Below are 25,492 nucleotides of genomic sequence, written 5' to 3'. Positions count from 1 at the left end.
ATAACAGAGAAAATAAGCGTTATAATAAAGAACAATATTATCTAAAATGACAAGAAACATTACTATCAAAGAAATAAAAAACATAAAAAATCTTAAGAAATCGGTTTCATTTGTGTTTTTAGATAAAATAATAGTACAGTTTTGTGTGCTGTTTCATTGTCTTCTAAAATTTGAATTAGATTTGAAAACTCTAATTTTTAAATGTTGAAAAAAGCAAGAACGCTGGTTTTACTGTATATTAACCTTAGATAACTTTCATTTTTTTAAAAAAATTATGAAAAAAAGGTAGCTATTTAAAAGTTGATTATGTATAATAGAAACAGATGGGAGATTATTATGATCTTCTGTTACAAAAAAGTGATTCTTATCACGAAAAGGAGTGGTGCACGTTGTTAACATTATATACTTCCCCAAGTTGTACTTCCTGCAGAAAGGCTCGTGCGTGGTTGCAAGAACATCAGATTCCATTTGTTGAACGTAATATTTTTTCAGAACCATTGAACAGTTCTGAATTAAAAGCGATTTTACAAATGACAGAAGACGGAACAGAAGAAATCATCTCGACACGTTCCAAAGTATTCCAAAAACTGAACATGGATTTAGATGATCTGCCGTTACAAGAACTATTGGAACTTGTGCAAAACAATCCTGGATTGCTTCGCCGTCCAATCATGATTGATGATAAACGTCTACAAGTTGGTTTTAATGAAGACGAGATTCGTCGATTCCTGCCGCGCGATGTACGACAATTAGAATTGCGTCAAGCACAATTGATGGCTGGATTATAGAAGATAAAATGAAACTTGGAAAAACTATTACGAGGATAGTTTTTCCAAGTTTTTTTGTTTTTATAAATAGCGTTCTTTATTGTGGGCACAAAAAAGGGTGTGAGAGTGATCATGGTATGAAAAACAGAAGTGATTGATTAGCTAAAAAGTCGGCTATATAGTATTCATCTCCCAAAAATGTTATAGTTAAATAAGATAGCTTGAACGATTGGAAAAATCTGCTGGTTTTATTAAATTCACTTAACAGCGGGATTTTTTTTCTTTACATTTAAGCTGATTTCGCTACAATGAATCTATATTGAACATTGCGGCAAAGTGAGGTGTAGCAAAATGGAAATGGAACATATTAATGAAAATACGATCCGTGTACTGATAGGTCATGAAGATTTAGAAGAACGGGGCGTTTCATTTTTGGATTTACTTGGCAATCACAAAGAAATCGAAAATTTCTTTTATAGTATTCTGGAAGAAGTTGATATCGAAGAGGAGTTCCGAGGAAGCGAAGCTGTCACTTTCCAAGTTTTGCCAAAAGGAGACGGATTAGAACTGTTTATCAGTAAAAACCTGCCAGATGAAGAAGTTTCTCAATCAGAAGATTCTGCTGTGGATTCAGAAGACGTGAGCGAATTTCTCCGTCAGCAAATTATTGGTAGCGATCCGGAAGAAGAATTATCTGGAAGCGCCCTAGAAGAACAGGAAAGACAAGCAATTTTTGCTTTTGAAGATTTTGAGCAAGTGATCCAGCTGGCAACAGATGTTGAACTAGAGTCTGCTTGGACTGATTTGTACTTATTCGAAGAGCGTTATTACCTAGTCGTTCATTTCTGGATGGAGAATCTCAACCAAGCGGATGTAGAGAATCAGATTGCTCGAATTTTGGAGTTTGCAGAAAAGAGCGATCGTACACCAGAAACATTGAATGAATATGGAAAGTGTCTGATGGCGCGTAATGCTATCGAGCGTACGAAATTTTATTTTGTATAAATCATCATTATAGTAAGAGCCATATCGATCATATATCGATATGGCTCTTTTTCGTGTAAATAAATTGTTAGACGTAAATAAGTTCAGAGGGAGAAAAATGCTGCTTGCGATGAATGAATATCATGAATGCTGTTCTGCTAAATATGCAGAAAAAGAGAAAACGTATTATTGTCGTAGTTGTCGGAAAAGAGTGGTTTTGAAAAGGGGAAAGAAAAAATGTGCTCATTTTGCCCATCGAAAAACCGACAACTGTTCGGTTTTTAGTGAGGGGGAATCAGAAGAACACTTGCAGTTAAAGGAATATTTTATGGATTGGCTGGGACAGTCAGCAGAACCTGCATTTTTGGAAGCCTATTTGCCAAGATTGAGGCAGAGACCAGATATTTTATTGGCTAATCTAGCATTAGAAATCCAATGTTCTAGATTGTCTCATCAGAGATTTGTTGAAAGAACCAAAAGTTATTTGAACAACGGTTACCAAGTATGGTGGATACTTGGTCATTCTTTTCTTGGACAGCGGCAATTTTCATTGATAGAAAAAAGTTGCTGCTATTATAATAGAAAAAGGGGGGTACATTGCTGGAAAGCTGACCTTAAGAACCAAAAACTTTATTTATATCATCATATTACAGAGACTGTATCAGGTCACATTTCTTTTTTCAGTAGCTGCTGGACTTTTTCTGGTAATGATCTTAAAAAAATATTTACTAATAATGAGATCAAAATAAATCAGATGAAGAAAACAGACAGGTTAAGCGAGGATGGGAAGAAGTGGCTGGCGCGCCAGCTGATTTACAAACAAAAAAATACAGTATCCATACAAGAACAGTGCTACTTGCGTCACAAGCACCTTTTGTATCTATCACCGTGGATCTATCAAAACAGTCGGTTTTTCTTTTATTTACGAGAACAGGTTTTTCTTTATCGAATGTTGTACGAAGAATCCTTAAAACAACAGAAAGTACCTGATTTCAGCTCATGGTTTTGCCAAGTAAAAGAATATAAAATGCAGTGGCTTTTCCCTATGATTGAGGAAGAGATGGTCTATCGGCAATTTTTTGATGAATGCACACATTTATCCTCTTGGAAAATATAGTAAGTATAAAAATAGAACAGGAATCGGTTTTCTATGTAAAACAAGTTTCAGTTGTGCTAAAATTGATAGAAGCAGACACATAGATTAGTAGAAAAATCAGACGCTGTAACATGTGGATGTTAGACGAGGATCTATTTTGATAGACCGAGACAAAAGGATATAAAAAGGAGTGGATTTCATGGAAGTAAAGCAGTTGCCAAAACGCGAAGAATTGCCTGAAAATTTAACTTGGGACTTGACCAAGATCTTTTCAAGCGACCAAGAATTTGATGAGAAATATCTAGAATTATCAGAAAAGTTGAAAAAATCTGAAAAATACAAAGGAACACTTGATCAAGGGGCTTCTCAATTTCTTGATGCGATTGAATTTGTGTTGAGTGTTTATCGCCAAACTGAAATCATTTATGTCTATGCGCACCTTAAAAACGATCAAGATACTGGGAATACAGAATATCAAGCGCTTTATGCAAGAGCAAGTAGTTTGTTTTCAAAGGTTAGTGAAGCTGTTTCCTGGTTTGAACCAGAAATATTGCAGTTATCAGATGAACGGATTTGGCAATATTTCAAAGAAGAACCGAAGTTAGAAGTCTATCGTCACTATATCCAGCAAATAGTAGATAATCGTGCCCATGTTTTATCTGCCGATCAGGAATCGCTTCTTGCAGGAGCAGGTGAAATCTTTGAGGCTTCAAGTGATACATTTGCTGTTTTGAATAATGCAGATTTAGTTTTCCCAACGATCGAAGGAGAGAATGGTGAAAAAGTCCAATTATCTCATGGCGTGTACGGTCAGTTGCTAGAAAGCACGGATCGAAGTGTTCGCGAAGCCGCATTTAAAGGGTTGTACAGTGTTTATGAACAATTTAGAAATACGTTTGCTTCTACTTTAAGTACGCATATAAAAGGACATAATTTTAAAGCAAAAGTTCGTAATTACAGCTCTGCCAGAGAAGCATCTTTGAGCAATAATCATATTCCTGAAAGTGTATACGACACTTTGGTAGCCGTGGTAAACAAGCATTTGCCTTTGCTGCATCGATATATGGAATTACGGAAACGTTTATTAGAAGTGGAAAAACTGCACATGTACGATCTTTATACACCGGTCTTAGGAGAAGCTCCAATCACCTTTACGTATGAAGAAGCAAAAGAGAAAGCTTTGGAAGCACTGAAGCCAATGGGTGAAGAGTACATGACTATTGTAGAAAAAGCATTCTCTGAACGTTGGATCGATGTTGTCGAAAATAAAGGAAAACGAAGTGGTGCCTATTCTTCGGGAAGCTATGACACAAATCCATATATTTTATTGAATTGGCATGATACATTGGATCAGCTGTTTACGCTTGTCCACGAAATGGGACATAGTGTCCACAGTTATTTCACACGGTCGAACCAACCTTATGTATACGGTGACTACTCCATCTTTTTAGCAGAAATTGCTTCGACAACGAACGAAAATATCCTAACAGAATATTTATTGGAAACAGAAAAAGACCCTCGTGTCCGGGCTTATGTGCTCAACCATTACTTGGATGGATTTAAAGGAACAGTTTTCCGCCAGACACAATTTGCTGAATTCGAGCACTTCATGCACACGGAAGATGAAAAAGGTGTGCCATTGACTAGTGAATATCTAAGTGATAGTTATGGTAAATTGAATGCAAAATATTATGGTCCGGCAGTCGAAGAAGATCCAGAAATCAAATTTGAATGGTCACGGATCCCGCATTTTTACTATAATTACTATGTCTTCCAATACTCGACTGGTTTTTCTGCTGCTTCAGCGTTGGCGAAAAGAATACTCAGTCAGGAACCAGATGCGCTAGAGAACTATTTGGCTTATCTAAAAGCTGGTAACAGTGATTATCCTGTTGAAGTGATGAAAAAAGCAGGAGTAGATATGACACAGGCTGCGTATATCGAAGATGCAATGTCGATGTTTGAACAACGACTAAACGAATTAGAAGAATTGATTGATCGTTTATAAGATTTTTGATTTTTTCGAATAGAAACGAAAAAAATACGTCGGCTCTCTTGTAAGGGAGTCGACGCATTTTTTTAATTAGAAAGCAAGTGTAAATGGCTAGTTCGTGAATGGAACTGAGAATCATTTGTATGTAAATGTTCACCATTAAAAACTTGATACGAGTTATCTGTTGTTTTACACAGCTCTTTGATTCTCCAAAGGCTGCTTGTGCCTTCTACTTCTACTAAAACACCAAAATCACGATCGCAAGCGTAATTGTAAACGACTGCGGAAGGATGTTTCGTGATGCCCATTTCCCGAGCAATTTTTTGATCGGAAAAGAATACTTCTTTAACAAAGTCAGATTGCCGATCTTCTTTAAACATATTCAAATCGCCGCCAATCTCTTCAAATATCGATTCAGCAAGTGCACGAGAATATGGTATGTTATTGCAGCCGACTGCTTCTTGCAGTTTGATCAAAAAACGGCGGCCTTTTTTCTTTCCTTGGAATTGAGCCGCTTTGCAGTCTAATGCGGCAGAATAAGTCGTTGAGAATAAGTGGTTACGTTTCTCAAGATTGTTTTGAGAAATTCCTTTTTGTTGCATGACATCCCCAATTGTCTGCAAATTGACCAAAGGAAGAAAGCGAAATTGCATCTTTTCTTTTGATGGTGTTCCGTACTCTTCTTCAATAAATTGTAATAACTGTTGCTCCATTTCGAAACAATATTCCCCTAAAGGATTAACAAATAAATAGATTTCGATCATATGAATCTCCCCCAAAATAGATTCTATACAACTAGTGACTAGATTCTTTCACATCCTATAACTTAACAGAAAAAAGTAAAAAAATGAACTCAAGTGCCTTGTGAAAATGAAAGGTTTCTAATTTTTAGCCTCAAGCATACGTTGGATCTTGTTCTTAGCAGGACGATAAGGCAAAGAAAAACGTTTTAAAAAATTTATAAAAGCAATTTTTCCTGCAGAAGCATCCCCTACCTCTAGTTCTAGTTCAAAATCATGAAGATTGTCTCCCCAGCTTTCATCGATAGCTAAAAGTCCTTCTTCAATAGGGAACTCAGCCCGTTTTGTTGTAAGCTTTCCTGTTTGGATCAATGAAGCAGGATCGATATTCAAATCAGAAAGTTTTTGAAAAACTGCGCCCGAGCGAGGCAAACGTTTTTGAAAGATGAATGCTTCTGCTTCTTCTGTTACAAAGGTATCCGTCGTTTCGAGACGTCCTTCCTCAGCAGGTGTTTTTAATGTATATTCAGCTTGATGACCAACGAAACGGATTCGTAGGCCGCAATTTTGTTTCTTCAGCTGTTCATCAACGGTATCGAAGTAAATATTAGTCTGTACACGGAAATCTTTATCTGTTAATTGATAGTGAGCGATGAATATCTCGTACTCTTGCTTTGTCAGCATAGATTTATATTCGATTTCAAGCATTTGCGTCATTTGATCGACTCCTTTTTGTCTATTCTGCCTAATTTTCTTTTTTTGGTCAATGCATAAATCAAGAGTACGAAAAAACTTTGCATATATGGTAGAATAAACAATGAATGTTAATGAAGTAGAGGTATCAGCTATGGAACGAGATTGGGAAGCATTTTTAGCACCATATGAACAAACTGTATCAGAATTGAAAGTGAAACTGCGGGGAATCCGTAAACAGTTTCGTGAACAAAATCGTCATGTTCCAATTGAATTTGTCACTGGGAGAGTCAAACCAGTTGACAGCATCGTAACAAAGTCACAGTTACGTCATATTCCGATGGGACGCTTAGAAGAAGAAATGTCTGATATTGCCGGCTTAAGGATCATGTGTCAGTTTGTAGAAGATATCCATCAAGTTGTTGAGATTATCCGTAAAAGAAAAGACATGAAAGTTCTTCAAGAACGGGATTACATCACTAATAAGAAAGCAAGTGGCTACCGTTCGTATCATCTGGTGATCGAGTATCCTGTACAGTTGATCAGTGGTGAGAAGAAAATTTTGGCGGAAATCCAAATACGGACCCTTGCGATGAATTTCTGGGCAACGATCGAGCATTCACTGAATTATAAATATCAAGGCGTTTTTCCAGAAGAAATGAGTGAACGACTTCAGCGTGCGGCAGAAGCTGCGTATCAGCTGGATGAAGAGATGTCTAGTATCCGTGAAGAAATCCAAGAAGCACAGCGATTGTTCTCCCATGGAAGAGGAAAATCAGATGATGTCTACTATCGAACGCTTTTGAAGAAAGAAAGCGAAAGAGAGGAGGCTGGGGATGAAAGTAGCGATCGTTCACAATAAAGAAGCAAAGACCATAGAAGTGGCTGAGCGCTTGAACACACTATTAGAACAAGCTGGGATCCAGCGAGATGATCATGAACCAGAGTTGGTCATCTCAATTGGTGGAGATGGCACATTATTATCGGCATTTCATCACTACAGTCATTGTCTGAATGACGTGCGTTTCTTAGGCGTGCATACAGGTCATTTAGGGTTTTATACTGATTGGCGAGATTACGAGTTGGAAGAACTAGTAGACAGCTTGCGAACAAATCGGGAACAAAGTGTCAGCTATCCCTTGTTGGATGTTCGGATCAGTTATTTGGATGAAACGCCTGATCAGCATTTTTTAGCACTAAATGAATCAACGATTAAACGGGCCAATCGTACGATGGTAGCCGATGTATACATTAAAAATGAATTGTTTGAAAGTTTCAGAGGAGATGGGTTGACGATTTCTACACCCACTGGTTCGACTGCCTATAATAAAAGTGTCGGCGGCGCAGTGATCCATCCTAGTATCAATGCCTTTCAATTGGCTGAGATTGCTTCGCTGAATAACCGAGTGTTTCGTACTTTGGGTTCTCCGATCGTGATTGCCCATGATGAGTGGTTGGAAATAAAATTGGAAAATACAGAAGATTATCTTGTAACGGTTGATCAATTGAATGTCGCAAAAGCCGATATCCGTTCTATTTATTATCGAATAGCAGAAGAACGGATCCATTTTGCTTCTTATCGACATATGCATTTTTGGCATCGCGTGAAAGATGCCTTTATTGGTGAGGATTAATATGCAGTTTACATGGGATTATGAGAAAGATCATTCTCAGCAGGTAAAATATTTTTTAAAAGAAAAAGGGATCTCAAAAGGTCTGTTAGCGAAAATAAAATTTCAAGGCGGTCAAATCAAAGTCAATGATCAAGTAGAAAATGTCTTGTTTTCTCTAGCCAAGGATGATAAGGTAACCATTGTGATTCCTGCTGAAGGAGAACATGAAACCGTACTTTTGGACGAAACGCCGATCGATATCGTGTATGAAGATGAACATGTTCTGGTAGTAAACAAACCAGCAGGCGTTTCGTCCATTCCTGCCCAATACCATCCAAATGGGACAATGGCAAATCGTGTAAAAGCTTATTACAAAAAACAAGGGTACGAAAACCAAGTAATTCATGTAGTTACACGACTAGACCGTGATACGTCTGGCTTGATGCTTTTTGCCAAGCATGGGTTTGCGCACGCAAAATTAGACACGCAACTTCGTGAAAAGAAGTTTGTAAAAAAATATCAAGCATTAGTCAGTGGAATGCTTTCCAATTTATCGGCACATGGACATATCGATTTGCCGATTGCCCGAGATTATTCTTCGCTACTGAAGCGAATGGTCTCTAATGAAGGACGTTCTGCACAGACGGAGTACTGGATAGAGAAGCGACTAACAGAAATCGCGTTAGTTGATATCCAGCTGCATACAGGAAGGACACATCAAATAAGAGTTCATTTTTCCGCCATTGGCTGTGCACTGCTCGGTGATGATATGTATAGCGGACGAATGGATCTGGGAATAAAAAGACAAGCCCTTCATTGTTATGATCTGCGTTTTTACCACCCATTTACAGAAGAGCTGCTAGAGTTCAAGCAGCCTTTAGCCGCAGACATGGAGGCAGTTGTGAGACGGTTTGAAGAATAAGGCGAGGTGAGATTGGTTTGGATGAAAATCAAGAATTAGAGGAAAGATTTGCCCAGTTGACTCAAGATTTAAGGGAAAATAATATTCAGGCATTCAGAAACAGTTTTTTAGAGATGCATATCTATGAGCAGGGGCAATTCTACCAATCTCTTACAGAAGAGAACAGGCAGCTGATCTATTCCTATCTGTCGCCTAAAGAATTAGCGGATATGTTCGATGTGATTGAAGAAGATAACGAACATATGAAAGAATATCTGGATGAGATGCGTCCTAGCTATGCAGCAGATATGCTTTCTGAGATGTATACAGATAATGCTGTCGATTTGCTTAATACGTTAGATAAAAAGCAAATTGCTAAATATTTAAGTTTGATGTCTGCAGACGATGCCAGTGAAATCAAGGAATTGCTCCATTACGAAGACGAAACAGCTGGTGCAATCATGACTACTGAATTTGTTTCGATCGTAGCAAATCAAACCGTTCGCTCTGCGATGTATGTGCTGAAGAATGAAGCAGATGTTGCTGAAACAATCTATTACATCTATGTCGTTAATCAAGAAGGTCAACTAGTGGGGGTTATTTCTCTACGCGACCTAATCGTGAATGATGATGATGCTATGATTTCTGATCTGATGAGCGAGCGGGTGCTTTCAGTTCATGTAGGCGACGACCAAGAAGATGTGGCACAAACATTCAGGGATTATGACTTCTTAGCTCTTCCTGTCACCGATTATGATGATCATTTGTTGGGAATCGTCACAGTCGATGACATCATTGACGTTATTGATGATGAAGCTGCCAGCGATTATTCAGGACTTGCCGGGGTCAATGTGGAAGAAATCAATGAAAATCCAGTAAAGGCAGCATCTCGACGTTTGCCTTGGCTAATCACTCTGTTGTTTTTAGGTATGTCTACTGCTTCTTTGATCAGTCATTATGAAGACTTGGTAAGTGAAGCGAGCATTTTAGCGGTCTTCATTTCACTGATCACAGGAACAGCTGGTAATGCTGGAACCCAGTCGCTGGCTGTGGCTGTCCGTCGACTTGCAATCTCTGATGACAAAGATCACGGGTTTGTCCGACTTGTTTTGGCTGAAGTCTTGACCGGCGTCGTAACAGGAGCTGTTACAGGGATTACGATTTTTCTGATCGTGGGCTTTTGGAAACATAATTTTATCTTAGGATTTGTGATAGGGATGGCCATGCTGTTTGCGATAACAGTGGCGAATCTTGCAGGTAGTTTGATTCCGATGCTGATGGATCGTCTAGGATTTGATCCAGCGGTAGCAAGCGGTCCATTTATCACGACCTTGAGTGATTTGACAAGTGTACTGATTTATTTCAATATTGCCTCTTTATTTATGGGCTATTTTATGTAAAAAGCAAAAACATTGGCAACAAGTATACTGCTTGTTGCCAATGTTTTTTGTTTATAAGATTATGGCTGAAGTTCAACGATTTTAGTTCCGTGGACTTCACTCACGTTTAATTCTTTAGCTACATGTGCTGCATTCGCTGCTGTTACGCCACCACCGGGCAAAATGATCAAACGGCCATCTGCATAGTCAATCAATTCTTTGAGCCGTGGGAAATGTTCTTCAATCGTTTGATCAGCAGGGCCGCCATGCGTCAAGATACGGTCAACACCGTGCGCTGCTAGCCAATCGATTGCTTCAAATTGCCGTTCTTCAGGAATACTATCAAAAGCCATATGGAAGGTGATCTGTACGCCTTCTGCGGTTTCGATCAATAGTTCCAATGCTTCTTCGTCTAGCCATCCTGAGGGAGTAAGACAACCAAAAACTACGCCATCCGTCCCTAATTTTTTTGCTTCAATCAAATCAGTATGCATAATTTTCAATTCGATATCGTTATAGACAAAATCGCCCCCTCTAGGACGGATAATCGTCATTACAGGGATATTTTTTTCCCCTGCGTAACTTAATGTTTCTTCGATCACACCAGTACTTGGGGTCGTTCCGCCGACCGCTAAGTTGTCACATAATTCGATTCGGTTAGCTCCTCTGGCAATTGCCAGAGGAATAGATGTGTAGTTTTCAGCACAAAATTCTTTGATCATCTGATCTTCTCCTTTGTCTTTCGCTTTCTTCTAGGCATTGTATCATATTTTTACCAGTTGCCAAAGTGAGCATCTAACGGTAAGATAAAACAGAAATGAGGGGGAACTATGTTAAAAAAAATTGACCGAGGACGACAGTTTTTGGCAGAAAAACATCAGCTGTTCCGCTGTCCAGTTTGCCAAGAAGAGGTAGAAAAGTCTGATAATGGCTTGATATGCAAAAAGAATCACCGTTTTGATCTGTCCAAAAAAGGAACACTTTACTTTTTATCCCACGCGGTTAAAACAGAATATGATCAAGAAATGTTCGTTCCAAGGCGTAGAATGATCCAATCAGGCATGTACCAGCCTGTTATTGAGACTATTGCACAGCATCTGCCTAATGAAGTCTCGCTATTAGATGTCGGCTGCGGAGAAGGAAGCTTCTTGAATGAACTTTCAAAATTGAAAAAGATTCAAACTGCTGTTGGATTTGATATTTCAAAAGAAGGGGTCTATGCAGCTACGGAACAATCTGTCGAGGCATTTTGGTGTGTAGCGGATTTGACCAATTTGCCATTTGCTGATCAGACATTTAACACGATCTTAAATATCTTTTCGCCTTCTCATTACCAAGAATTTCAACGTGTACTGTCAGAAGATGGAGAGGTGCTGAAAGTAGTGCCGCAAGAAAATTATTTAAAAGAACTGCGCCAGGCTTTTTATCCGAATCAACCTGAAAAGCAAAGTTATTCCAATGATCGTGTAGTCGCAAAGTTTACTGAATCGATGAAACTAACTGAACGTCAGCGTGTGACCTATGAATTTGAGATACCAGAAGAAAATCGAAAAGATCTTTTAGCAATGTCGCCCTTAGAGTGGCAAGTGGAGGAAGAAATCAAAGCAGACTTGTACAAGAATCCTTTGAATAAGATTACAATTGACATAGAATTATTAAAAGGAACTAAGAGAAAACGGTTTTCTAGTAGTTTTTAAAGAGTAGAGGTTGCAAAAGTAAGTTGAGGGTGTTATAGTAGCAACAAGTTGTTTTTTCATTGGTTTTTATCAGGTTCCTGTTCTGATAAAAGTTAGTGAGAAGAGCTTCACTAACGTAACGACTCGCAGTGACTGACACCGAGTTGATACGTTTTTTTTTATGCAAAAATCAAATTGTCAGAAAATAGAAACGAACATAAATATGAGAGGAATGATCCTGATGAATCATATCGTTTTATTCGAACCGTTAATACCTGCAAACACCGGAAATATTGCCCGTACGTGTGCGGCCACGAATACGCCGCTTCATTTAATTGAGCCCCTAGGTTTTTCAACGGATGACAAACATCTGAAACGAGCAGGGTTAGATTATTGGAATGATGTAAATATTACTTATCACAGTGATTTAGAAGCTTTTTTAGCATTTTTAGGTGATCGTAAACTACACTTGATCTCAAAATTTGCTCATAAGGTATACAGTGAAGAAAATTTTGCTGATGGAGAAGAGCACTTCTTTTTATTTGGAAAGGAAACAACTGGCTTGCCAGAAGCGTTTATGCGCGAAAACGAGGAAAAGTGTTTGCGCATCCCTATGAATGATGAGCATGTTCGTTCATTGAATTTATCGAATACAGCTGCAATGATTGTGTACGAAGCACTTCGTCAGCAAGGATTTCCTAATTTAGAATTAACGCACCATTATGAAAATGACAAGCTGGATTAGACAGTTTATTATAGAGTAAAATAAAAGAAAGACAGGAGTTTGCTGCGTATGGAACTATATTTTACCCGACATGGGAAGACACAATGGAATCAGGAAAGACGTTTTCAAGGGAGCAATGGCGATTCTCCGCTTTTGCCTCAAAGTTATGAAGAAATCAAAGCATTTGGGAAAAAAGTAAAATATGTTCCTTTTAAAGCAATTTATTCCAGTACAGCAAAACGAGCACGCGATACAGCAGAAGGTATCAATAAAGAGCTTGCTCGTCCGGTAGAGATTTTTTATACAGATAAACTGCGAGAACTAGGGCTAGGTACTTTAGAAGGACAATCAATCGATGAAATGTATCAGAAATACCCAGAGAATCTGCCGAATTTGCGTAATCACTTAGATCTATATGATCCTTCTCCTTTTCATGGAGAAACGATTGAATCAGCAATCACACGTATTGAAACTGTTGTAGCGGATGCGGTTGCTCAACATAAAAACGGACCTCTTTTATTCGTAGGTCATGGGGCCTCATTAACTGCTGCCATTCAATGGATGACAGGGAAAGAGCTAAGTGAGTTGCGGGAAATGGGCGGTTTGTTCAATAGCAGCCTGACGATTTTAGAGACTGAAGAGCCTTGCAAATTATTGCCGTATGAACTGAAAGTATGGAACCAAACAGATTTTTTAGGAACTGAAACAGCACCAGAACCTTTACTATAGAAGAAGGAGGCGGCTTCCGATGCAGCCAGAAGAAATGCCTTATTTCGTTGGTACAGTTGCCGCGATTTTTTTTCAAAATCCTAGTAATTTTTACAAAGTGCTTTTGGTACACATCAGCGAAACCACAGCTGATTACCGTGAAAAAGAAATTGTAGTTACCGGAAGCTTTGGCGATATCCAAGAAAATGAGACCTATCGTTTTTATGGAGAACTAGTGGATCACCCTAAATACGGAAGACAGCTTAAAGTCGAAAGATATGAGCAAGAAAAACCAACAACTGCGAATGGGATCGTAGCTTATCTTTCCAGCGAAAAATTCCCTGGGATCGGTAAGAAAACAGCAGAGAAAATCGTCGAGTTGCTGGGAGAAGATGCTATCGAAAAAATCATTGCTGATCCTTCGGTATTAAAACAAGTCTCTGGTTTAACGAAGCCAAAAAGAGAAATGCTTGCTGAAACGATTCGTCTAAATCACGGGATGGATCAAGTAATCATGGGATTGAATCGTTATGGATTCGGTAGTCAGTTAGCCTTCAGTATTTATCAGACCTATAAGAACGAGTCTTTGGATATCATCGAAGAAAATCCGTATCAGCTAGTCGAAGACATAGAAGGAATCGGGTTCAAACGTGCAGATAATCTAGCCGAACAAATCGGTATTGCAGCAGATTCACCTAGAAGAATCCGAGCAGCCATCTTGCATCAGATTTTTCAGCATGCTGTTCAAACAGGAGATACATACGTACCGGCGGAAACATTGCTTCAGCAAACCATCCGTATTTTAGAAACAAGTCGTCCAATCGAAATTCTGCCTGATCAGGTTGCTACTGTGATTATCCAGCTTGTTGAGGAAGGAAAAATCCAACAAGAAGAAACGAATCTTTACGAAAACAGTTTGTATTTTTCTGAATGGGGAATCGGCAATTCCATCCAACGTCTGCTCAGCCGTAAAAAAGAAATCCATTATCCTGAAAAAGAAGTGCAGAAAAATATTCGGCGTATCGAAAAAATATTCGGTATACAATATGGACCCTCGCAAGAACAAGCAATCGCTGAAGCCATCCGTTCTCCTCTATTTATTTTAACAGGAGGACCAGGTACGGGGAAAACTACTGTGATCAATGGGATCGTTAATCTTTTTGCAGAGTTGAATGGTCTGGAATTGGACCCGTCAAAATATACCCAAGAAATTTTTCCTATTCTGCTTGCAGCACCCACTGGCCGGGCAGCTAAACGAATGAACGAGACAACAGGTCTGCCTGCCAGCACAATCCATCGTTTACTTGGGCTGAATGGACGAGAAAAAACACCTTCAGTCAGCACGAAAGAATTAGAAGGCGGACTTTTGATCGTTGATGAGATGTCTATGGTCGATACATGGCTGGCTAACACATTATTCAAAGCGATTCCGACGAATATGCAGGTTATCCTAGTAGGAGATAAAGATCAGCTTCCTTCTGTCGGTCCTGGACAAGTGCTACATGATCTTTTGGAAATCGAACAAATTCCTAAAATGGAACTCAATCAGATCTATCGACAAGGTGATGGTTCTAGTATTATTCCTCTTGCCCATGAAATCAAAGAAGGGCGTCTACCAAAAGATTTCACAAAGAATCAAAAAGATCGTTCCTATTTCCGAAGCGACGCGTATCAAATTGAACCCTTGATCTCTAAAATTGTGGAAAAGGCGAAAAATAAGGGATTCCGTGCACAAGACATCCAAGTATTGGCACCAATGTATCGGGGTCCTGCAGGGATCGATGCGTTAAATAAAATGATGCAGGAGATATTCAATCCAGGGAGACCTGGGAAAAAGGAAGTGCATTGGAACGACACCGTTTATCGGATAGGAGACAAAGTACTCCAGTTAGTCAATACTCCCGAATTGAATGTATTCAATGGGGATATGGGAGAAATCACGGGGATTATCTTGGCAAAAGATTCGGAAGATAAAGTGGATGAATTAGTTATCCAGTTTGATGCAAATGAGGTCACTTATAAAAGAAACGAGTGGAATAAAATTACTCTTTCTTATTGTTGCTCGATCCATAAATCACAGGGCAGTGAATTCAAAATGGTCATTTTGCCCATGGTTCATCAATATCAGCGCATGCTTCAGCGTAATCTACTCTACACGGCGGTTACTCGGAGTAAGGAACTGTTGATTTTGTTAGGGGAAGAGCAAGCGTATGCCACTTGTGTAGCGAATGAATCGGCAAGCCGAATGACTACGTTGAAATCAAGAATCATCGATAATGAAAAAATGACTATCACTCTGCGGACAAAATTAGCAGCTTATGAAGATTCTTTGATTGGAAATGATCCATTTGAAGATGGGACCTATACGAAAGAGTCGCAGGACATAAAAGAACAATTACCTATAAAAGACGACAGTGGAACGAATGAATCGAAAAACCAAGTAATGGAAACAGTGGAACCAGATCTGTTTTCTTCATCGATTGTGGAAGAAAAGAAAGAAGAGATAGAACCTGCTGTTCCTAAGGAGTTCGTTCTTACTGCAGAAGCGATTGATCAGAAATTAGTAGATCCAATGATTGGTATGGAAAACATTACACCGTATACATTATAAAAGAATCTGACGATACGTATGCGCTATTTATTGGCAATAATGATCACTTAAAAAGCGGATGTGACACGACTTGTGCCTCATCCGCTTTTTGAAATTATTCTTGGTGAGTTGGAGTGAAATTGTAGGCTCTTCTTGGTAAACGGTGTTCAAAAGCCAGTTTCTCGGTATGAAGACAAATTTTTGCAAAAATGCGAGCAACCGTTTCCGCAAAATTTTTCTTTATACTCGAAATTACTTGAAAAATAACTGGTTTTTTGTAGAAAATTGCAGATCAAAAGGACGAGGAGCGACATCTTCTCCATCTTCTTGACCATATTGCGGCGTTGTTGAAACGATTCGTAATCTGTTTGTTGTGTAGTGATGGAAATATTTCGATTTCAATTGTTTTTTCTGCATAAGTAAAAGGATAAGCCATATGATTTTAAAAATATTGATTCGTTCGACCATGACAAAATCAATGACTGGTTTAGACGCATCTGCAGTTGGAGCAATTGCGATTCCTCCTCCAAAAAAAGGATGCTTCGTTGCTGTACATAAAAATGCATTTGAAAAACTTAACTGCTTTCCTCCTGCATCCACTAGAATTGGAAATCCTTTTTGAGTAAATAAAGTCCGGAGAATAGAGAACAAATACGAAAAAGAACCTAAGTTGTATTTGTTCAATCGCTCTTTTGTAGAAGAATGATTTGTCGCGTGGACGATAGCCGCATCTAACCCAATACCGAAATTATTAACAGCTATTCCTTTTTTTTCACTTATTTTTTCTTCATAAGCCATTATATGGACTTTATCTGGTGATTGAGCTGCTAAAATCAGCTGAAGTGCTTTTTTAGGATTCTTGGAAAGTCCCGCTCCTCGAGCAAAATCATTTCCAGAGCCTGCTGGAATATAAGCAACAGGAAATTCAACTTCCATCTGATAGAAAGTATCAAGTACCTGATGCAAGGTACCGTCTCCTCCTACGATGATCAAAAGAGGGAAAGTTTCGATTGTTTCCTGTTCTTCTGTCCAAGGTACTAATGTTTCTTTTGCCAGAATTTCAGCAATCTCCGCATCATGTCCTTTGTATTCACTGTAATGAAGGGTATAGTCGACATGTTTATTTTTTAATACCGGCAAGATTTTTTCTGCTACTTTATGGCCGTTTCCACTGCCTGCCGATGGATTGATCAATAAATGATAATGGAATTTCATATTTTCCTCCTGCTATTCAATAAAACAAGATATTTTAATCATCCTGTTTGCTGGTTAACCAATAATTAGCAAGCTTTTTCTATTTTTGGAATGAAAGAAACTTGTTTTTTACAAAAAAACATCTGTTACAAAATTAATTCTTGGTTATTATAGCAGAAGACTAGGAGAATGAAAAAGGTCTGGAGACCGAAAAACACAAAAAAGCCTAGCAAGCGCATCATCCATTACTTACGTAAGGAGAAGTTCCAAGGTTCGGTATGTCCACTTAGACCTTCAGCTGCCTGCTAGACTATTCTCTAGTAAGAGGTTGCTCAAATTCCCACATCCTTTTTTATTTATTTAAGTTTCACAACAATTCTGTTCGTGCAGAACCTACTTCGTCTGCTTTACTGGGAATTCTTATGACCCCTTACACTTATCTTATACCATATTTTGAGACTTTTAGCAAACGTTTACATTTTGCTTGTTTACTTTTTTCAAAAGTAGATAAGACAGATTGAAATAAATGAAAAGTCTGTTATAATTATTGTTTGTTTCACATAATCGCGGTTCATCAACCATCCCGCGTTAAAAAAACTAGGAGAAACGAGGAGAGAAAATGCAAAAAACGAAAAGCAGACAACGGTTGTCCGTAATCGTTGTAAATGGTATCGTCATGGCTCTTTATCTAGCGTTAACTATTTTAGTTGCGCCTGTATCCTCAGGGCCGATCCAGTTTCGTATTTCAGAAAGTTTGAATCATTTAGTTGTCTTTAACCGTAAATTACTTTGGGGAGTTTTGGGCGGGGTCATCGTCTATAATGCCTTCTTTGGATTTGGTATCATGGATGTGGTTTTCGGTGGTGGCCAAACATTGCTTTCTTTAGGTCTGACAGCTTTGTTGCAAAACAAAGTGAAAAATGTAAAGATGCGTTTAGTATTGAACACGATCTTCTTTACCATCAGCATGGGATTGATTGCTTATATGCTAGTTCCGACAGGTGGCCAAGCATTTTGGACAACCTATGGTACACTTGCATTAAGCGAGTTCATCATCATGGCTGTTTCAGCACCACTGATGTATTATTTAGATCGTTCGCTTGATTTTGAAAAGCGTGTCTAATTGTAAAAAAACGACAAAAGAAAGCAGCTGAGCTGTATTTCTTTTGTCATTTTTATTATGCTTCTTGGTTTTGCAAATTTTCGATTTCTACCACTTTATAATTCTTTTTCTCTAAGTGGTTGACGATCGTTTCACATACTTTTGGTTCAGTGTTCGCCGGCAGCGTAATCAATGTACGTCGGATGTATTCGTCTTTTTCAATATCAAGAGTAATGCAGCTGGCAATGCTACTGTGTTTTGAAATGATTTTTGCGATAGCAGCCAGATCTCCTTGCTTTCCTGTAGAAGCAATTGTCAGCACATAGCTTCCTTGTTCTACGCTCCAAGATTGAGAGAGCATATTAAGTAATGTGCTATGTGTCAAAATACCATAAAAATGATTTTCACTGTCAAGGACAGCAATATAAGGTAGCTCTTTGATCGTAAAGAATACTTTGAAGAAAGAAGTATCCAGATAAATGAACTTTGTGGCATTTTTCAAAAGATGAGTGACAGGAAGCGTCATATCACCGCCGTTTGCTTTATGACGATAGATGTGCATTTTGTAAATATTTCCACGGAAAATATTCCCTGAAGAATCTAAGATCGGCACACAACGGTATCCGGAAGTTTCTAAAATTTTTAATGCTTCTTCTAATGTACTAGTCTCTGTAACGGTTGTCAGATCTTTTTTCTTATATACAAGTGTTTTTAATAGCATCGCTATACCTCCAATTGTCTCATTTTAGCTTAATTTCAAATTAATCATATCATAATTTTATCTAAAACAATAGATAGTTTATTTCACAAATTGACAAGTAAAAAGTTACGTGATACTGTTATTAAGTATAAGTCTGATTCTCAGCAAGGGGGCAGAAGTAAATGGCAAAGAAAAAAGCAGCACTCGCTTGTTCCGTTTGTGGGTCTCGTAACTACACAAAATCAGTCAGTGAAGGAAAAAGCGGCGAACGTTTAGAAATCAACAAATTTTGTAAATATTGTAATCAATATACATTACATAAAGAAACGAAATAAACAGCAAAGGAGGATGTCTCATGAAATTTCTAAAAAGCGTAAAAGATGAAATCAAACAAGTAACTTGGCCAAACAGAAAACAACTTCGTAAAGATACGTTGGTAGTTATCGAAACTTCTATTCTTTTCGGGTTGATGTTTTACGTAATGGATACAGCAATCCAAAGTTTATTTGGCTGGATCTTAAAATAACTCGCTAGCCACAATGTGCTTTTAGTGCTATAATGAAGCGAAAGAAAAACTTCGGGTGTACTGAGGTTTTTTTATTTTACAATGAAATGAGGAGCCTTCAATGGAATCTTTTGAAAAAAACTGGTATGTCTTGCATACATATTCAGGATATGAAAACAAAGTAAAAGCAAATATCGAATCTCGTGCGCAAAGTATGAAAATGGCCGACTTTATTTTCCGTGTCGTTGTTCCTGAAGAAAAAGAAACAGAAGTCAAAAATGGGAAAGAAAAAGAAATCGTTCATAAAACATTTCCAGGATATGTTCTTGTTGAAATGATCATGACAGACGCTTCCTGGTATGTTGTCCGTAACACACCAGGCGTGACAGGATTCGTTGGTTCACACGGAGCTGGAAGCAAACCAGCACCACTACTTCCAGAAGAAGTCAATCATATCTTGCGTTCTATCGGCATGAGTCTACGACAAAATGATCTAGAAGTAGAAGTTGGCGAAGTTGTGAAAATCATCGAAGGCGCATTTGCTGGATTAGAAGGACAAGTAACAGAAGTTGACGGAGAAAAAGAAAAATTGAAAGTCAACATCGATATGTTTGGTCGTGAAACAAGTACAGAACTTGATTTCGATCAAGTAGATAAAATCGATTAATGATTAATAAAGAGACTTGAAATGTCGATCATACGATTGACCTTTCAAGTCTTTCTTTTTTCTATATGGAAAGGAAGAGGCGAATGACAAATCGAATCAAAAATGTATGCAAACATGCGGCTACAGCAGCTTTAGTGCTTATCAGCTTGTTTGCGATAAGTGGTTGCCAGACGACGAAGACGAATACTACTGCAGTTTCTGATAAAGAAAAAACGGTAGAATCCAGTAAAGTGATAGAAAAAACCACTATTCCAACACTTTTTTTCCATGGCTACAGCGGGACAGAAAATTCCTTTAAAGGGATGTTGCAACGTTTGGAAAAAAATCAAAAAGCAGTAAAAGAATTAGTTTTAATAGTAGGAGCAGATGGACAAATACAAGCAGAAGGGGACTTGTCTGGAAAAGCAGACAATCCGATGGTCCAAGTATTGTTTGAAGATAATAAAAACAACGAGTGGAACCAAGCAGAATGGATCAAATCTTGTCTTTTGTATCTGAAAGAAAACGAGGGCATAGACAAAGTCAACATAGTGGGGCATTCCATGGGAGGGGTTAGTGCATTACGCTATTTAGGAACATATGGACATGATACGTCATTGCCGCAAGTTCAGACATTTACGGCAATTGGTGCACCTTTTAATGATTTTGTCGATGACAGTGGGCAATCTCTGACAGAGGAGTTAGCAAAGGGGCCTGCTGTTGTTTCTAGCCGCTATCAAGATTATCAGCAAATGATCGGAAATATGCCTACAACTACTCGATTTTTCCTGATTGCCGGACAATTAGATGAAGCAGACTTGAGTGATGGGACAGTACCGTTAAACAGTGCATTAGCTGTCTATGCGTTGTTGAAACAACACGGAAATGAAGTAGAAGAAAAAATAGTAAAAGGCGAAAATGCCGCTCATAGTATGCTTCATGAAAACCAAGAAGTAGATCAGCTTGTTAGTCGATTTGTTTGGAATGAATAGCAAGAAAAGGATCCGAGAGTAAATGTTTGCTTACTTTTTGTAAGGATAGTATGATTTATATGTAATCAAGAAGATGAAAGAAGGATCTACTATGACTTATCATACAAGTAATGAAGAACATCCAATCGATATCGTAAACATTGCCTCACTAGAAGGTCTTGTAAAAGAGCGCATGGAAGCAGGAGCTTTTGGCTATATTCGCGGTGGTTCTGAAGATGAGTGGACGATGAAAGAAAATACGACTTCTTTTAATACAAAAAAAATCATGCCACGGATATTACGCGGAATCGACTCAGCAGATTTGCATACATCAGTTTTTGGAATTGAATTAGACACACCGATTATCCAAGCGCCATCAGCGGCCCAAGGATTGGCACATGAAAAAGGGGAAGCTGATACAGCTAAAGGGGTAGCTGCTGCTGGATCAATCTTTTCCATCAGCACTTATGCAAACACGACAATCAAAGATGCAGCAGATGCAGCGCCAGGTGCACCGCAGTTTTTCCAATTATATATGAGTAAAGACGATGGATTCAATGAGTTCATTTTGAAAAAAGCAGTAGAAGCAGGGGCTAAAGCCATCATTTTAACGGCAGATTCAACGCTCGGTGGTTACCGTGAAGAAGATGTGATCAATCAATTCCAATTTCCATTACCAATGCCTAATTTAGCTGCTTATAGCGAACAAAGTGCAAGTGGGAATGGCGAAGGAAAAGGAATTGCAGAAATTTATGCAGCTGCAAAACAAGGCTTGACACCAGATGACATCAAAACAATCAAAGAAATCACCAATCTTCCAGTCATCGTAAAAGGAATACAATCGCCAGAAGATGCAGTCATCGCTATCTCTGCAGGGGCAGATGGTATCTGGGTATCTAATCATGGGGGTCGACAATTAGACGGAGGTCCTGCTTCCTTTGAAGTATTGCCAAAAATTGCCGAAGTAGTCAATAAACGTGTACCAGTGATTTTCGACTCTGGCGTCCGTCGAGGAGAACATGTCTTTAAAGCTTTGGCAAGTGGTGCTGACTTAGTTGCGATTGGCCGACCAGTGATCTATGGATTGAATCTAGGTGGGGCAGAAGGGGTAACTTCTGTTTTTGAACACCTGAACAAAGAATTGTCGATCACGATGCAACTTGCAGGAACAAAAACGATTGATGAAGTAAAAAATACGAAATTGATGGATTAATAAAAAAACGAAGAGAGGCCTAACTGTGCGTCTCTTCGTTTTTTTGTGATGGAAATAACTAATCTCTTAATACTCGAAACTAGGCAGCTTTTTTACGACCTCTTATTTAAAATCTCTTCTGTAAGTCGCTTAGCAGTTGGCGTAACAGCTAAGCCGCCTTCTGCTGTCTCTTTGAAAATCGATGGCATTTGTCGTCCGACTTGATACATCGCAGCAACGACTTCATCCGGTGGAATGACACTTTCGATACCCGCTAATGCCATGTCAGCAGAGATGAAAGCTTGAGAAGACCCTAAAGCATTACGTTTGACACAAGGTACTTCAACTAAACCTGCAACAGGATCGCAAATCAGTCCCATCATATTTTTCAATGTGATGGCTACTGCTTGAGCTGCTTGATGAGGAGTCCCGTTTTTTGCGCAAACCAAAGCTGCCGCCGCCATTGCACTTGCAGAACCAACTTCTGCTTGACAACCCCCTTCTGCGCCACTAATAGAAGCGTTGTTCGCGATTACTAACCCGAAAGCGCCAGCAGTAAACAAAAATTCCAATTGCTGTTCATGTGACAAACCAAGCCGATCTCGGACAGCCATTAATACACCAGGAACAACCCCCGCACTTCCAGCAGTCGGTGTAGCACAAATCAATCCCATTTTTGCATTGACTTCGTTAACAGCTACAGCGTTGCGTACAGCCTTTAAGATCGTTTCTCCGCTCAAAAAATCTGCCTCGTTCAAATAATCATCTAATTTTTTTGCATCGCCACCGGTAATCCCTGTGACGGAGGTGACACCTTCTTTTCCCTCGTTGATCGATTGTTCCATTACTGAAAGATTTTTTTCCATAATCGCAATGATCTGACTACGGGAACGACCGCTCATTTCCATTTCAACTGCAATCATCAATTCTGCTACACTTGAATAAGCTTTCGCTTGGTCTACTAATTCTTCAATCGATAAAAACATTTTTTCAGCTCCTTAATCGAAATAGTTTACGCTGTCGATATTTGGCAGATGTTTGAGTCTTCTTACTGTTTCTTCAACTTGAGGATTATCTACTTCAATGATCATGATGGCACTTTCGCCTTTTGATTCCCGTGTCACTGTCATAGTACCGATATTCGTATTGGTTTCAGAAAGTATACCAGTCACTTTAGCGATCATCCCTGGAACATCTTGGTGAACAACGATCAAGGTAGGTGTTCCCATGCTTAAAGAAATTTTGAATCCATTCAATTCAGAAATCTGGATATTGCCACCGCCGATCGAAATGCCAGTAACTGAAAGCTTTCGTGTTCCTTTTTTTAGAAGCATCTTTACAGAATTCGGATGTTCGGCTTTTTCACTCTTAGGAACAAACAAGACTTCCATGCCTGCTTCATATGCCAATTTCAAAGAATCAGCTAAACGTTCATCATCAGGTTCCATTCCTAATAGACCGCCAACTAATGCAATGTCTGTTCCGTGCCCCCGATAGGTTTTTGCAAATGATTCATATAGATAAATATCTACAGAATCAGGTTGCTCGCCAAATATACTGCGTACGATCTTCCCAATTCTAGCTGCTCCAGCTGTGTGGGAGCTACTTGGACCAATCATCACAGGTCCAATAATATCAAAGACACTTCTATACCTTAAATCTTTCATTTTCTCCACCTCATTTTGTTATGTAGGAATCTTTGTACAAGGGTCTAAAAAAACCGCGTTATTGTTTGCTTTCATCTGTTGAACCATGCTAGCGCAAGTGTAACATAAAAGAAGAAATGGGAACGAAAAATTGTTGTTTTTTTAGAATAAATTTAGCGTTTATTCAAGCAAAATGTAAAAATAGCAGAAAAAAATCTTGAAAAAACAAATAAATTTGCTATACTGTACCAGTGTGCATTGTTTTGCACATTATTTGTCTGGATTTTTTCAGATCAGATAAAACGTGGGAGGAGAAATATGCATCTCCAATTAACCACATCACGGACTTAAGGAGGTATGTCTCGTGGCAAAGAAAGTAGAAAAAATCGTTAAATTGCAAATTCCTGCAGGGAAAGCAACTCCAGCTCCACCAGTAGGTCCTGCACTAGGTCAAGCGGGTATCAATATCATGGGATTCACAAAAGAATTCAACGCTCGTACAGCTGATCAAGCAGGTTTGATCATTCCGGTTGTTATTTCTGTATACGAAGACCGTTCATTCACATTCGTTACAAAAACACCGCCAGCTGCTGTTCTATTGAAAAAAGCAGCTAAAATCGAAAAAGGTTCAGGTGAACCAAACAAAAATAAAGTTGCGAAAGTTTCTAGCGATCAAGTAAGAGAAATCGCTGAATTAAAAATGGAAGACCTAAACGCAGCTAACGTTGAAGCAGCAATGCGCATGGTTGAAGGAACTGCACGAAGCATGGGGATCACTGTAGAATAATCTCTACACCCTAAGACAGCAGCTTCTCAGTTGGCTCTATATTGAAAGATATAGAACACGTGGGAGGTACAACCGTTATAACCACAATCAAGGAGGAACCAAAATGGCTAAAAAGAGCAAAAAAATGCAAGATGCATTAAAAAAAGTTGATTCAAGTAAAGTTTATCCTGTTGCCGAAGCAGTAGCTTTAGCAAAAGAAACAAACATTGCAAAATTTGATGCAACAGTTGAAGTTGCATACCGTTTGAACGTAGACCCTAAAAAAGCAGACCAACAAATCCGTGGTGCTGTTGTATTACCAAACGGAACTGGTAAAACACAAACTGTTTTAGTTTTTGCTAAAGGAGACAAAGCAAAAGAAGCTGAAGCAGCTGGTGCAGATTTCGTAGGTGACGACGACATGGTTCAAAAAATCCAAAACGGATGGTTTGACTTTGACGTAGTTGTTGCAACACCTGATATGATGGCTACTGTAGGTCGTCTAGGACGTGTATTAGGACCAAAAGGCTTAATGCCAAACCCTAAAACTGGTACAGTTACAATGGATGTAACAAAAGCAGTAAACGAAGTGAAAGCTGGTAAAGTAACTTACCGTGTAGACAAAGCTGGAAACATCCATGTACCAATCGGAAAAGTTTCATTTGATGATGAAAAATTAGTTGAAAACTTTGCAACAATCCATGATGTATTGCTAAAAGCTAAACCATCAGCAGCTAAAGGTCAATACATGAAAAATGTAACGATCACAACAACATTTGGACCTGGTATCCATGTTGACCAAGCTTCTTTCTAATCAAATATTAGAACGTTGATTGATCCAACTGAAAAATAATTCTTGACTCAACTAGTTTAGCATGCTAAGCTAGTTGAGGTTAATAATTAACT

The 25,492-nt window shown here is 38.7% G+C and carries 27 protein-coding genes, 1 riboswitch and 1 other annotated feature (1 of these 29 running past the window's edge); of the genes, 20 read left to right on the top strand and 7 right to left on the bottom strand.

The genetic code is table 11. From position 1 onward, the window contains the following. The first annotated feature begins 389 nt into the window (after positions 1–389). From spxA to pepF, 4 genes are all read left to right on the top strand, one after another. Complete coding sequence (gene spxA, locus HMPREF2988_RS05525) at positions 390–788, top strand: transcriptional regulator SpxA (RefSeq protein ID WP_002296384.1); 399 nt, start codon at positions 390–392, stop codon at positions 786–788. A gap of 330 nt (positions 789–1,118) precedes the next feature. Further along, entirely contained in the window at positions 1,119–1,772 is a 654-nt protein-coding gene (locus HMPREF2988_RS05520; protein ID WP_002315653.1) for an adaptor protein MecA, read from the top strand. Between the two features lie 97 nt (positions 1,773–1,869). Beyond that, positions 1,870–2,868 carry a competence protein CoiA gene (locus tag HMPREF2988_RS05515; RefSeq protein ID WP_070770146.1) on the top strand — a complete coding sequence of 333 codons (999 nt, stop codon included), beginning with the start codon at positions 1,870–1,872 and terminating at the stop codon, positions 2,866–2,868. Positions 2,869–3,046: 178 nt separating this feature from the next. Continuing rightward, positions 3,047–4,855 carry an oligoendopeptidase F gene (gene pepF / locus HMPREF2988_RS05510; RefSeq protein WP_002315655.1) on the top strand — a complete coding sequence of 603 codons (1,809 nt, stop codon included), beginning with the start codon at positions 3,047–3,049 and terminating at the stop codon, positions 4,853–4,855. A gap of 71 nt (positions 4,856–4,926) precedes the next feature. Here pepF and HMPREF2988_RS05505 read toward each other — a convergent pair whose 3' ends face one another. Both HMPREF2988_RS05505 and HMPREF2988_RS05500 read right to left on the bottom strand, forming a co-directional pair. After that, the gene (locus HMPREF2988_RS05505) at positions 4,927–5,604 is read right to left on the bottom strand and encodes a ClpXP adapter SpxH family protein (RefSeq protein ID WP_002315656.1); all 678 of its coding nucleotides are present in this window, start codon (positions 5,602–5,604) and stop codon (positions 4,927–4,929) included. A gap of 117 nt (positions 5,605–5,721) precedes the next feature. Then, complete coding sequence (locus HMPREF2988_RS05500) at positions 5,722–6,297, bottom strand: CYTH domain-containing protein (protein ID WP_002315657.1); 576 nt, start codon at positions 6,295–6,297, stop codon at positions 5,722–5,724. Between the two features lie 130 nt (positions 6,298–6,427). Between HMPREF2988_RS05500 and HMPREF2988_RS05495 the strand changes: the two genes are divergently transcribed. The 4 genes from HMPREF2988_RS05495 to mgtE are packed head-to-tail and all read left to right on the top strand — an operon-like array spanning position 6,428 to position 10,187. Continuing rightward, the gene (locus HMPREF2988_RS05495; protein WP_002309982.1) at positions 6,428–7,135 is read left to right on the top strand and encodes a GTP diphosphokinase; all 708 of its coding nucleotides are present in this window, start codon (positions 6,428–6,430) and stop codon (positions 7,133–7,135) included. After that, on the top strand, positions 7,110–7,907 hold the full coding sequence (locus tag HMPREF2988_RS05490) for an NAD kinase (protein ID WP_002315658.1): 798 nt from the start codon (positions 7,110–7,112) through the stop codon (positions 7,905–7,907). Before HMPREF2988_RS05495 ends, HMPREF2988_RS05490 begins: the two co-directional genes overlap by 26 nt. Before the next feature lies 1 nt (position 7,908). Beyond that, positions 7,909–8,808 (top strand): RluA family pseudouridine synthase, encoded by a 900-nt coding sequence (locus HMPREF2988_RS05485; protein WP_002315659.1) that lies wholly within the window; start codon positions 7,909–7,911, stop codon positions 8,806–8,808. A 17-nt stretch (positions 8,809–8,825) separates the two neighbouring features. Then, positions 8,826–10,187: a magnesium transporter gene (gene mgtE, locus HMPREF2988_RS05480; protein ID WP_002315660.1), complete on the top strand. Its 1,362-nt coding sequence runs from the start codon at positions 8,826–8,828 to the stop codon at positions 10,185–10,187. Between the two features lie 59 nt (positions 10,188–10,246). Here the strand turns inward: mgtE and HMPREF2988_RS05475 are convergent, their stop codons facing one another. Beyond that, a complete protein-coding gene (locus HMPREF2988_RS05475) occupies positions 10,247–10,888 on the bottom strand; it encodes a copper homeostasis protein CutC (RefSeq protein ID WP_002309986.1) in 642 nt (213 codons plus the stop codon). A 108-nt stretch (positions 10,889–10,996) separates the two neighbouring features. Between HMPREF2988_RS05475 and HMPREF2988_RS05470 the strand changes: the two genes are divergently transcribed. The 4 genes from HMPREF2988_RS05470 to HMPREF2988_RS05455 all read left to right on the top strand — a co-directional run bounded on the left by HMPREF2988_RS05470 (position 10,997) and on the right by HMPREF2988_RS05455 (position 15,885). Next, positions 10,997–11,863: a methyltransferase domain-containing protein gene (locus HMPREF2988_RS05470; RefSeq protein ID WP_002315661.1), complete on the top strand. Its 867-nt coding sequence runs from the start codon at positions 10,997–10,999 to the stop codon at positions 11,861–11,863. Positions 11,864–12,083: 220 nt separating this feature from the next. Beyond that, entirely contained in the window at positions 12,084–12,587 is a 504-nt protein-coding gene (gene trmL / locus HMPREF2988_RS05465; RefSeq protein WP_002328916.1) for a tRNA (uridine(34)/cytosine(34)/5-carboxymethylaminomethyluridine(34)-2'-O)-methyltransferase TrmL, read from the top strand. Between the two features lie 48 nt (positions 12,588–12,635). Next, positions 12,636–13,295, top strand: coding sequence for a histidine phosphatase family protein (locus HMPREF2988_RS05460; protein ID WP_024635131.1), 660 nt, complete (start codon positions 12,636–12,638; stop codon positions 13,293–13,295). 19 nt (positions 13,296–13,314) lie between these two features. Then, positions 13,315–15,885: an SF1B family DNA helicase RecD2 gene (locus HMPREF2988_RS05455; protein WP_070770145.1), complete on the top strand. Its 2,571-nt coding sequence runs from the start codon at positions 13,315–13,317 to the stop codon at positions 15,883–15,885. Positions 15,886–16,116: 231 nt separating this feature from the next. Here the strand turns inward: HMPREF2988_RS05455 and HMPREF2988_RS05450 are convergent, their stop codons facing one another. Then, positions 16,117–17,079, bottom strand: a complete 963-nt coding sequence (locus HMPREF2988_RS05450; protein ID WP_070770144.1) for a diacylglycerol/lipid kinase family protein — start codon at positions 17,077–17,079, stop codon at positions 16,117–16,119. 539 nt (positions 17,080–17,618) lie between these two features. Next, positions 17,619–17,665: riboswitch (PreQ1 riboswitch) on the top strand. 12 nt (positions 17,666–17,677) lie between these two features. Here HMPREF2988_RS05450 and HMPREF2988_RS05445 point away from each other — a divergent pair. Further along, positions 17,678–18,181 carry a QueT transporter family protein gene (locus HMPREF2988_RS05445; RefSeq protein ID WP_002315666.1) on the top strand — a complete coding sequence of 168 codons (504 nt, stop codon included), beginning with the start codon at positions 17,678–17,680 and terminating at the stop codon, positions 18,179–18,181. 55 nt (positions 18,182–18,236) lie between these two features. Here the strand turns inward: HMPREF2988_RS05445 and cbpA are convergent, their stop codons facing one another. Next, complete coding sequence (gene cbpA / locus HMPREF2988_RS05440) at positions 18,237–18,881, bottom strand: cyclic di-AMP binding protein CbpA (RefSeq protein WP_002315667.1); 645 nt, start codon at positions 18,879–18,881, stop codon at positions 18,237–18,239. A gap of 161 nt (positions 18,882–19,042) precedes the next feature. Between cbpA and rpmG the strand changes: the two genes are divergently transcribed. The 5 genes from rpmG to HMPREF2988_RS05415 all read left to right on the top strand — a co-directional run bounded on the left by rpmG (position 19,043) and on the right by HMPREF2988_RS05415 (position 22,195). Further along, positions 19,043–19,195, top strand: a complete 153-nt coding sequence (gene rpmG, locus HMPREF2988_RS05435) for a 50S ribosomal protein L33 (RefSeq protein WP_002294578.1) — start codon at positions 19,043–19,045, stop codon at positions 19,193–19,195. Positions 19,196–19,215: 20 nt separating this feature from the next. Then, a complete protein-coding gene (gene secE / locus HMPREF2988_RS05430) occupies positions 19,216–19,386 on the top strand; it encodes a preprotein translocase subunit SecE (protein WP_002309994.1) in 171 nt (56 codons plus the stop codon). A 100-nt stretch (positions 19,387–19,486) separates the two neighbouring features. Continuing rightward, positions 19,487–20,032: a transcription termination/antitermination protein NusG gene (gene nusG, locus HMPREF2988_RS05425; RefSeq protein ID WP_002294580.1), complete on the top strand. Its 546-nt coding sequence runs from the start codon at positions 19,487–19,489 to the stop codon at positions 20,030–20,032. A 65-nt stretch (positions 20,033–20,097) separates the two neighbouring features. Beyond that, positions 20,098–21,003 (top strand): alpha/beta fold hydrolase, encoded by a 906-nt coding sequence (locus tag HMPREF2988_RS05420; RefSeq protein ID WP_083314604.1) that lies wholly within the window; start codon positions 20,098–20,100, stop codon positions 21,001–21,003. Positions 21,004–21,094: 91 nt separating this feature from the next. Continuing rightward, positions 21,095–22,195 carry a lactate oxidase gene (locus HMPREF2988_RS05415; protein ID WP_070770142.1) on the top strand — a complete coding sequence of 367 codons (1,101 nt, stop codon included), beginning with the start codon at positions 21,095–21,097 and terminating at the stop codon, positions 22,193–22,195. A gap of 92 nt (positions 22,196–22,287) precedes the next feature. On the opposite strand, the gene sdaAA is transcribed toward HMPREF2988_RS05415, so the two are convergent. Together sdaAA and sdaAB are read right to left on the bottom strand one after the other, a co-directional pair. Then, on the bottom strand, positions 22,288–23,160 hold the full coding sequence (gene sdaAA / locus HMPREF2988_RS05410) for an L-serine ammonia-lyase, iron-sulfur-dependent, subunit alpha (RefSeq protein ID WP_002309997.1): 873 nt from the start codon (positions 23,158–23,160) through the stop codon (positions 22,288–22,290). A 12-nt stretch (positions 23,161–23,172) separates the two neighbouring features. Continuing rightward, positions 23,173–23,841 carry an L-serine ammonia-lyase, iron-sulfur-dependent subunit beta gene (gene sdaAB / locus HMPREF2988_RS05405; protein ID WP_002315670.1) on the bottom strand — a complete coding sequence of 223 codons (669 nt, stop codon included), beginning with the start codon at positions 23,839–23,841 and terminating at the stop codon, positions 23,173–23,175. 343 nt (positions 23,842–24,184) lie between these two features. On the opposite strand from sdaAB, the gene rplK reads away from it, so the two are divergent. Together rplK and rplA are read left to right on the top strand one after the other, a co-directional pair. Then, positions 24,185–24,607: a 50S ribosomal protein L11 gene (rplK, locus tag HMPREF2988_RS05400; RefSeq protein WP_002291638.1), complete on the top strand. Its 423-nt coding sequence runs from the start codon at positions 24,185–24,187 to the stop codon at positions 24,605–24,607. A 103-nt stretch (positions 24,608–24,710) separates the two neighbouring features. Next, entirely contained in the window at positions 24,711–25,400 is a 690-nt protein-coding gene (gene rplA / locus HMPREF2988_RS05395; RefSeq protein ID WP_002291636.1) for a 50S ribosomal protein L1, read from the top strand. A 78-nt stretch (positions 25,401–25,478) separates the two neighbouring features. Beyond that, positions 25,479–25,492 (top strand) — a sequence feature (ribosomal protein L10 leader region) (it continues 114 nt past the right edge of the window).

The organism is Enterococcus sp. HMSC061C05 (assembly GCF_001814765.1).
GTDB classification, from domain to species: Bacteria; Bacillota; Bacilli; order Lactobacillales; family Enterococcaceae; genus Enterococcus_B; species Enterococcus_B lactis.
The sequence above is the reverse complement of the archived record's forward strand: the minus strand, read 5'-3'. Positions and strand labels throughout refer to the sequence as shown.

Coding starts and splice junctions, on each gene's coding strand:
- trmL (WP_002328916.1), top strand. CDS start 12,084: ATGAATCATATCGTTTTATTCGAACCGTTAATACCTGCAAACACCGGA.
- sdaAA (WP_002309997.1), bottom strand. CDS start 23,160: ATGTTTTTATCGATTGAAGAATTAGTAGACCAAGCGAAAGCTTATTCA.
- HMPREF2988_RS05490 (WP_002315658.1), top strand. CDS start 7,110: ATGAAAGTAGCGATCGTTCACAATAAAGAAGCAAAGACCATAGAAGTG.
- nusG (WP_002294580.1), top strand. CDS start 19,487: ATGGAATCTTTTGAAAAAAACTGGTATGTCTTGCATACATATTCAGGA.
- HMPREF2988_RS05500 (WP_002315657.1), bottom strand. CDS start 6,297: ATGACGCAAATGCTTGAAATCGAATATAAATCTATGCTGACAAAGCAA.
- HMPREF2988_RS05460 (WP_024635131.1), top strand. CDS start 12,636: ATGGAACTATATTTTACCCGACATGGGAAGACACAATGGAATCAGGAA.
- HMPREF2988_RS05445 (WP_002315666.1), top strand. CDS start 17,678: ATGCAAAAAACGAAAAGCAGACAACGGTTGTCCGTAATCGTTGTAAAT.
- cbpA (WP_002315667.1), bottom strand. CDS start 18,881: ATGCTATTAAAAACACTTGTATATAAGAAAAAAGATCTGACAACCGTT.
- HMPREF2988_RS05505 (WP_002315656.1), bottom strand. CDS start 5,604: ATGATCGAAATCTATTTATTTGTTAATCCTTTAGGGGAATATTGTTTC.
- sdaAB (WP_002315670.1), bottom strand. CDS start 23,841: ATGAAAGATTTAAGGTATAGAAGTGTCTTTGATATTATTGGACCTGTG.
- rpmG (WP_002294578.1), top strand. CDS start 19,043: ATGGCAAAGAAAAAAGCAGCACTCGCTTGTTCCGTTTGTGGGTCTCGT.
- HMPREF2988_RS05515 (WP_070770146.1), top strand. CDS start 1,870: ATGCTGCTTGCGATGAATGAATATCATGAATGCTGTTCTGCTAAATAT.
- HMPREF2988_RS05450 (WP_070770144.1), bottom strand. CDS start 17,079: ATGAAATTCCATTATCATTTATTGATCAATCCATCGGCAGGCAGTGGA.
- HMPREF2988_RS05495 (WP_002309982.1), top strand. CDS start 6,428: ATGGAACGAGATTGGGAAGCATTTTTAGCACCATATGAACAAACTGTA.
- HMPREF2988_RS05520 (WP_002315653.1), top strand. CDS start 1,119: ATGGAAATGGAACATATTAATGAAAATACGATCCGTGTACTGATAGGT.
- pepF (WP_002315655.1), top strand. CDS start 3,047: ATGGAAGTAAAGCAGTTGCCAAAACGCGAAGAATTGCCTGAAAATTTA.
- HMPREF2988_RS05420 (WP_083314604.1), top strand. CDS start 20,098: ATGGAAAGGAAGAGGCGAATGACAAATCGAATCAAAAATGTATGCAAA.
- HMPREF2988_RS05485 (WP_002315659.1), top strand. CDS start 7,909: ATGCAGTTTACATGGGATTATGAGAAAGATCATTCTCAGCAGGTAAAA.
- rplA (WP_002291636.1), top strand. CDS start 24,711: ATGGCTAAAAAGAGCAAAAAAATGCAAGATGCATTAAAAAAAGTTGAT.
- HMPREF2988_RS05475 (WP_002309986.1), bottom strand. CDS start 10,888: ATGATCAAAGAATTTTGTGCTGAAAACTACACATCTATTCCTCTGGCA.
- secE (WP_002309994.1), top strand. CDS start 19,216: ATGAAATTTCTAAAAAGCGTAAAAGATGAAATCAAACAAGTAACTTGG.
- HMPREF2988_RS05470 (WP_002315661.1), top strand. CDS start 10,997: ATGTTAAAAAAAATTGACCGAGGACGACAGTTTTTGGCAGAAAAACAT.
- HMPREF2988_RS05415 (WP_070770142.1), top strand. CDS start 21,095: ATGACTTATCATACAAGTAATGAAGAACATCCAATCGATATCGTAAAC.
- HMPREF2988_RS05455 (WP_070770145.1), top strand. CDS start 13,315: ATGCAGCCAGAAGAAATGCCTTATTTCGTTGGTACAGTTGCCGCGATT.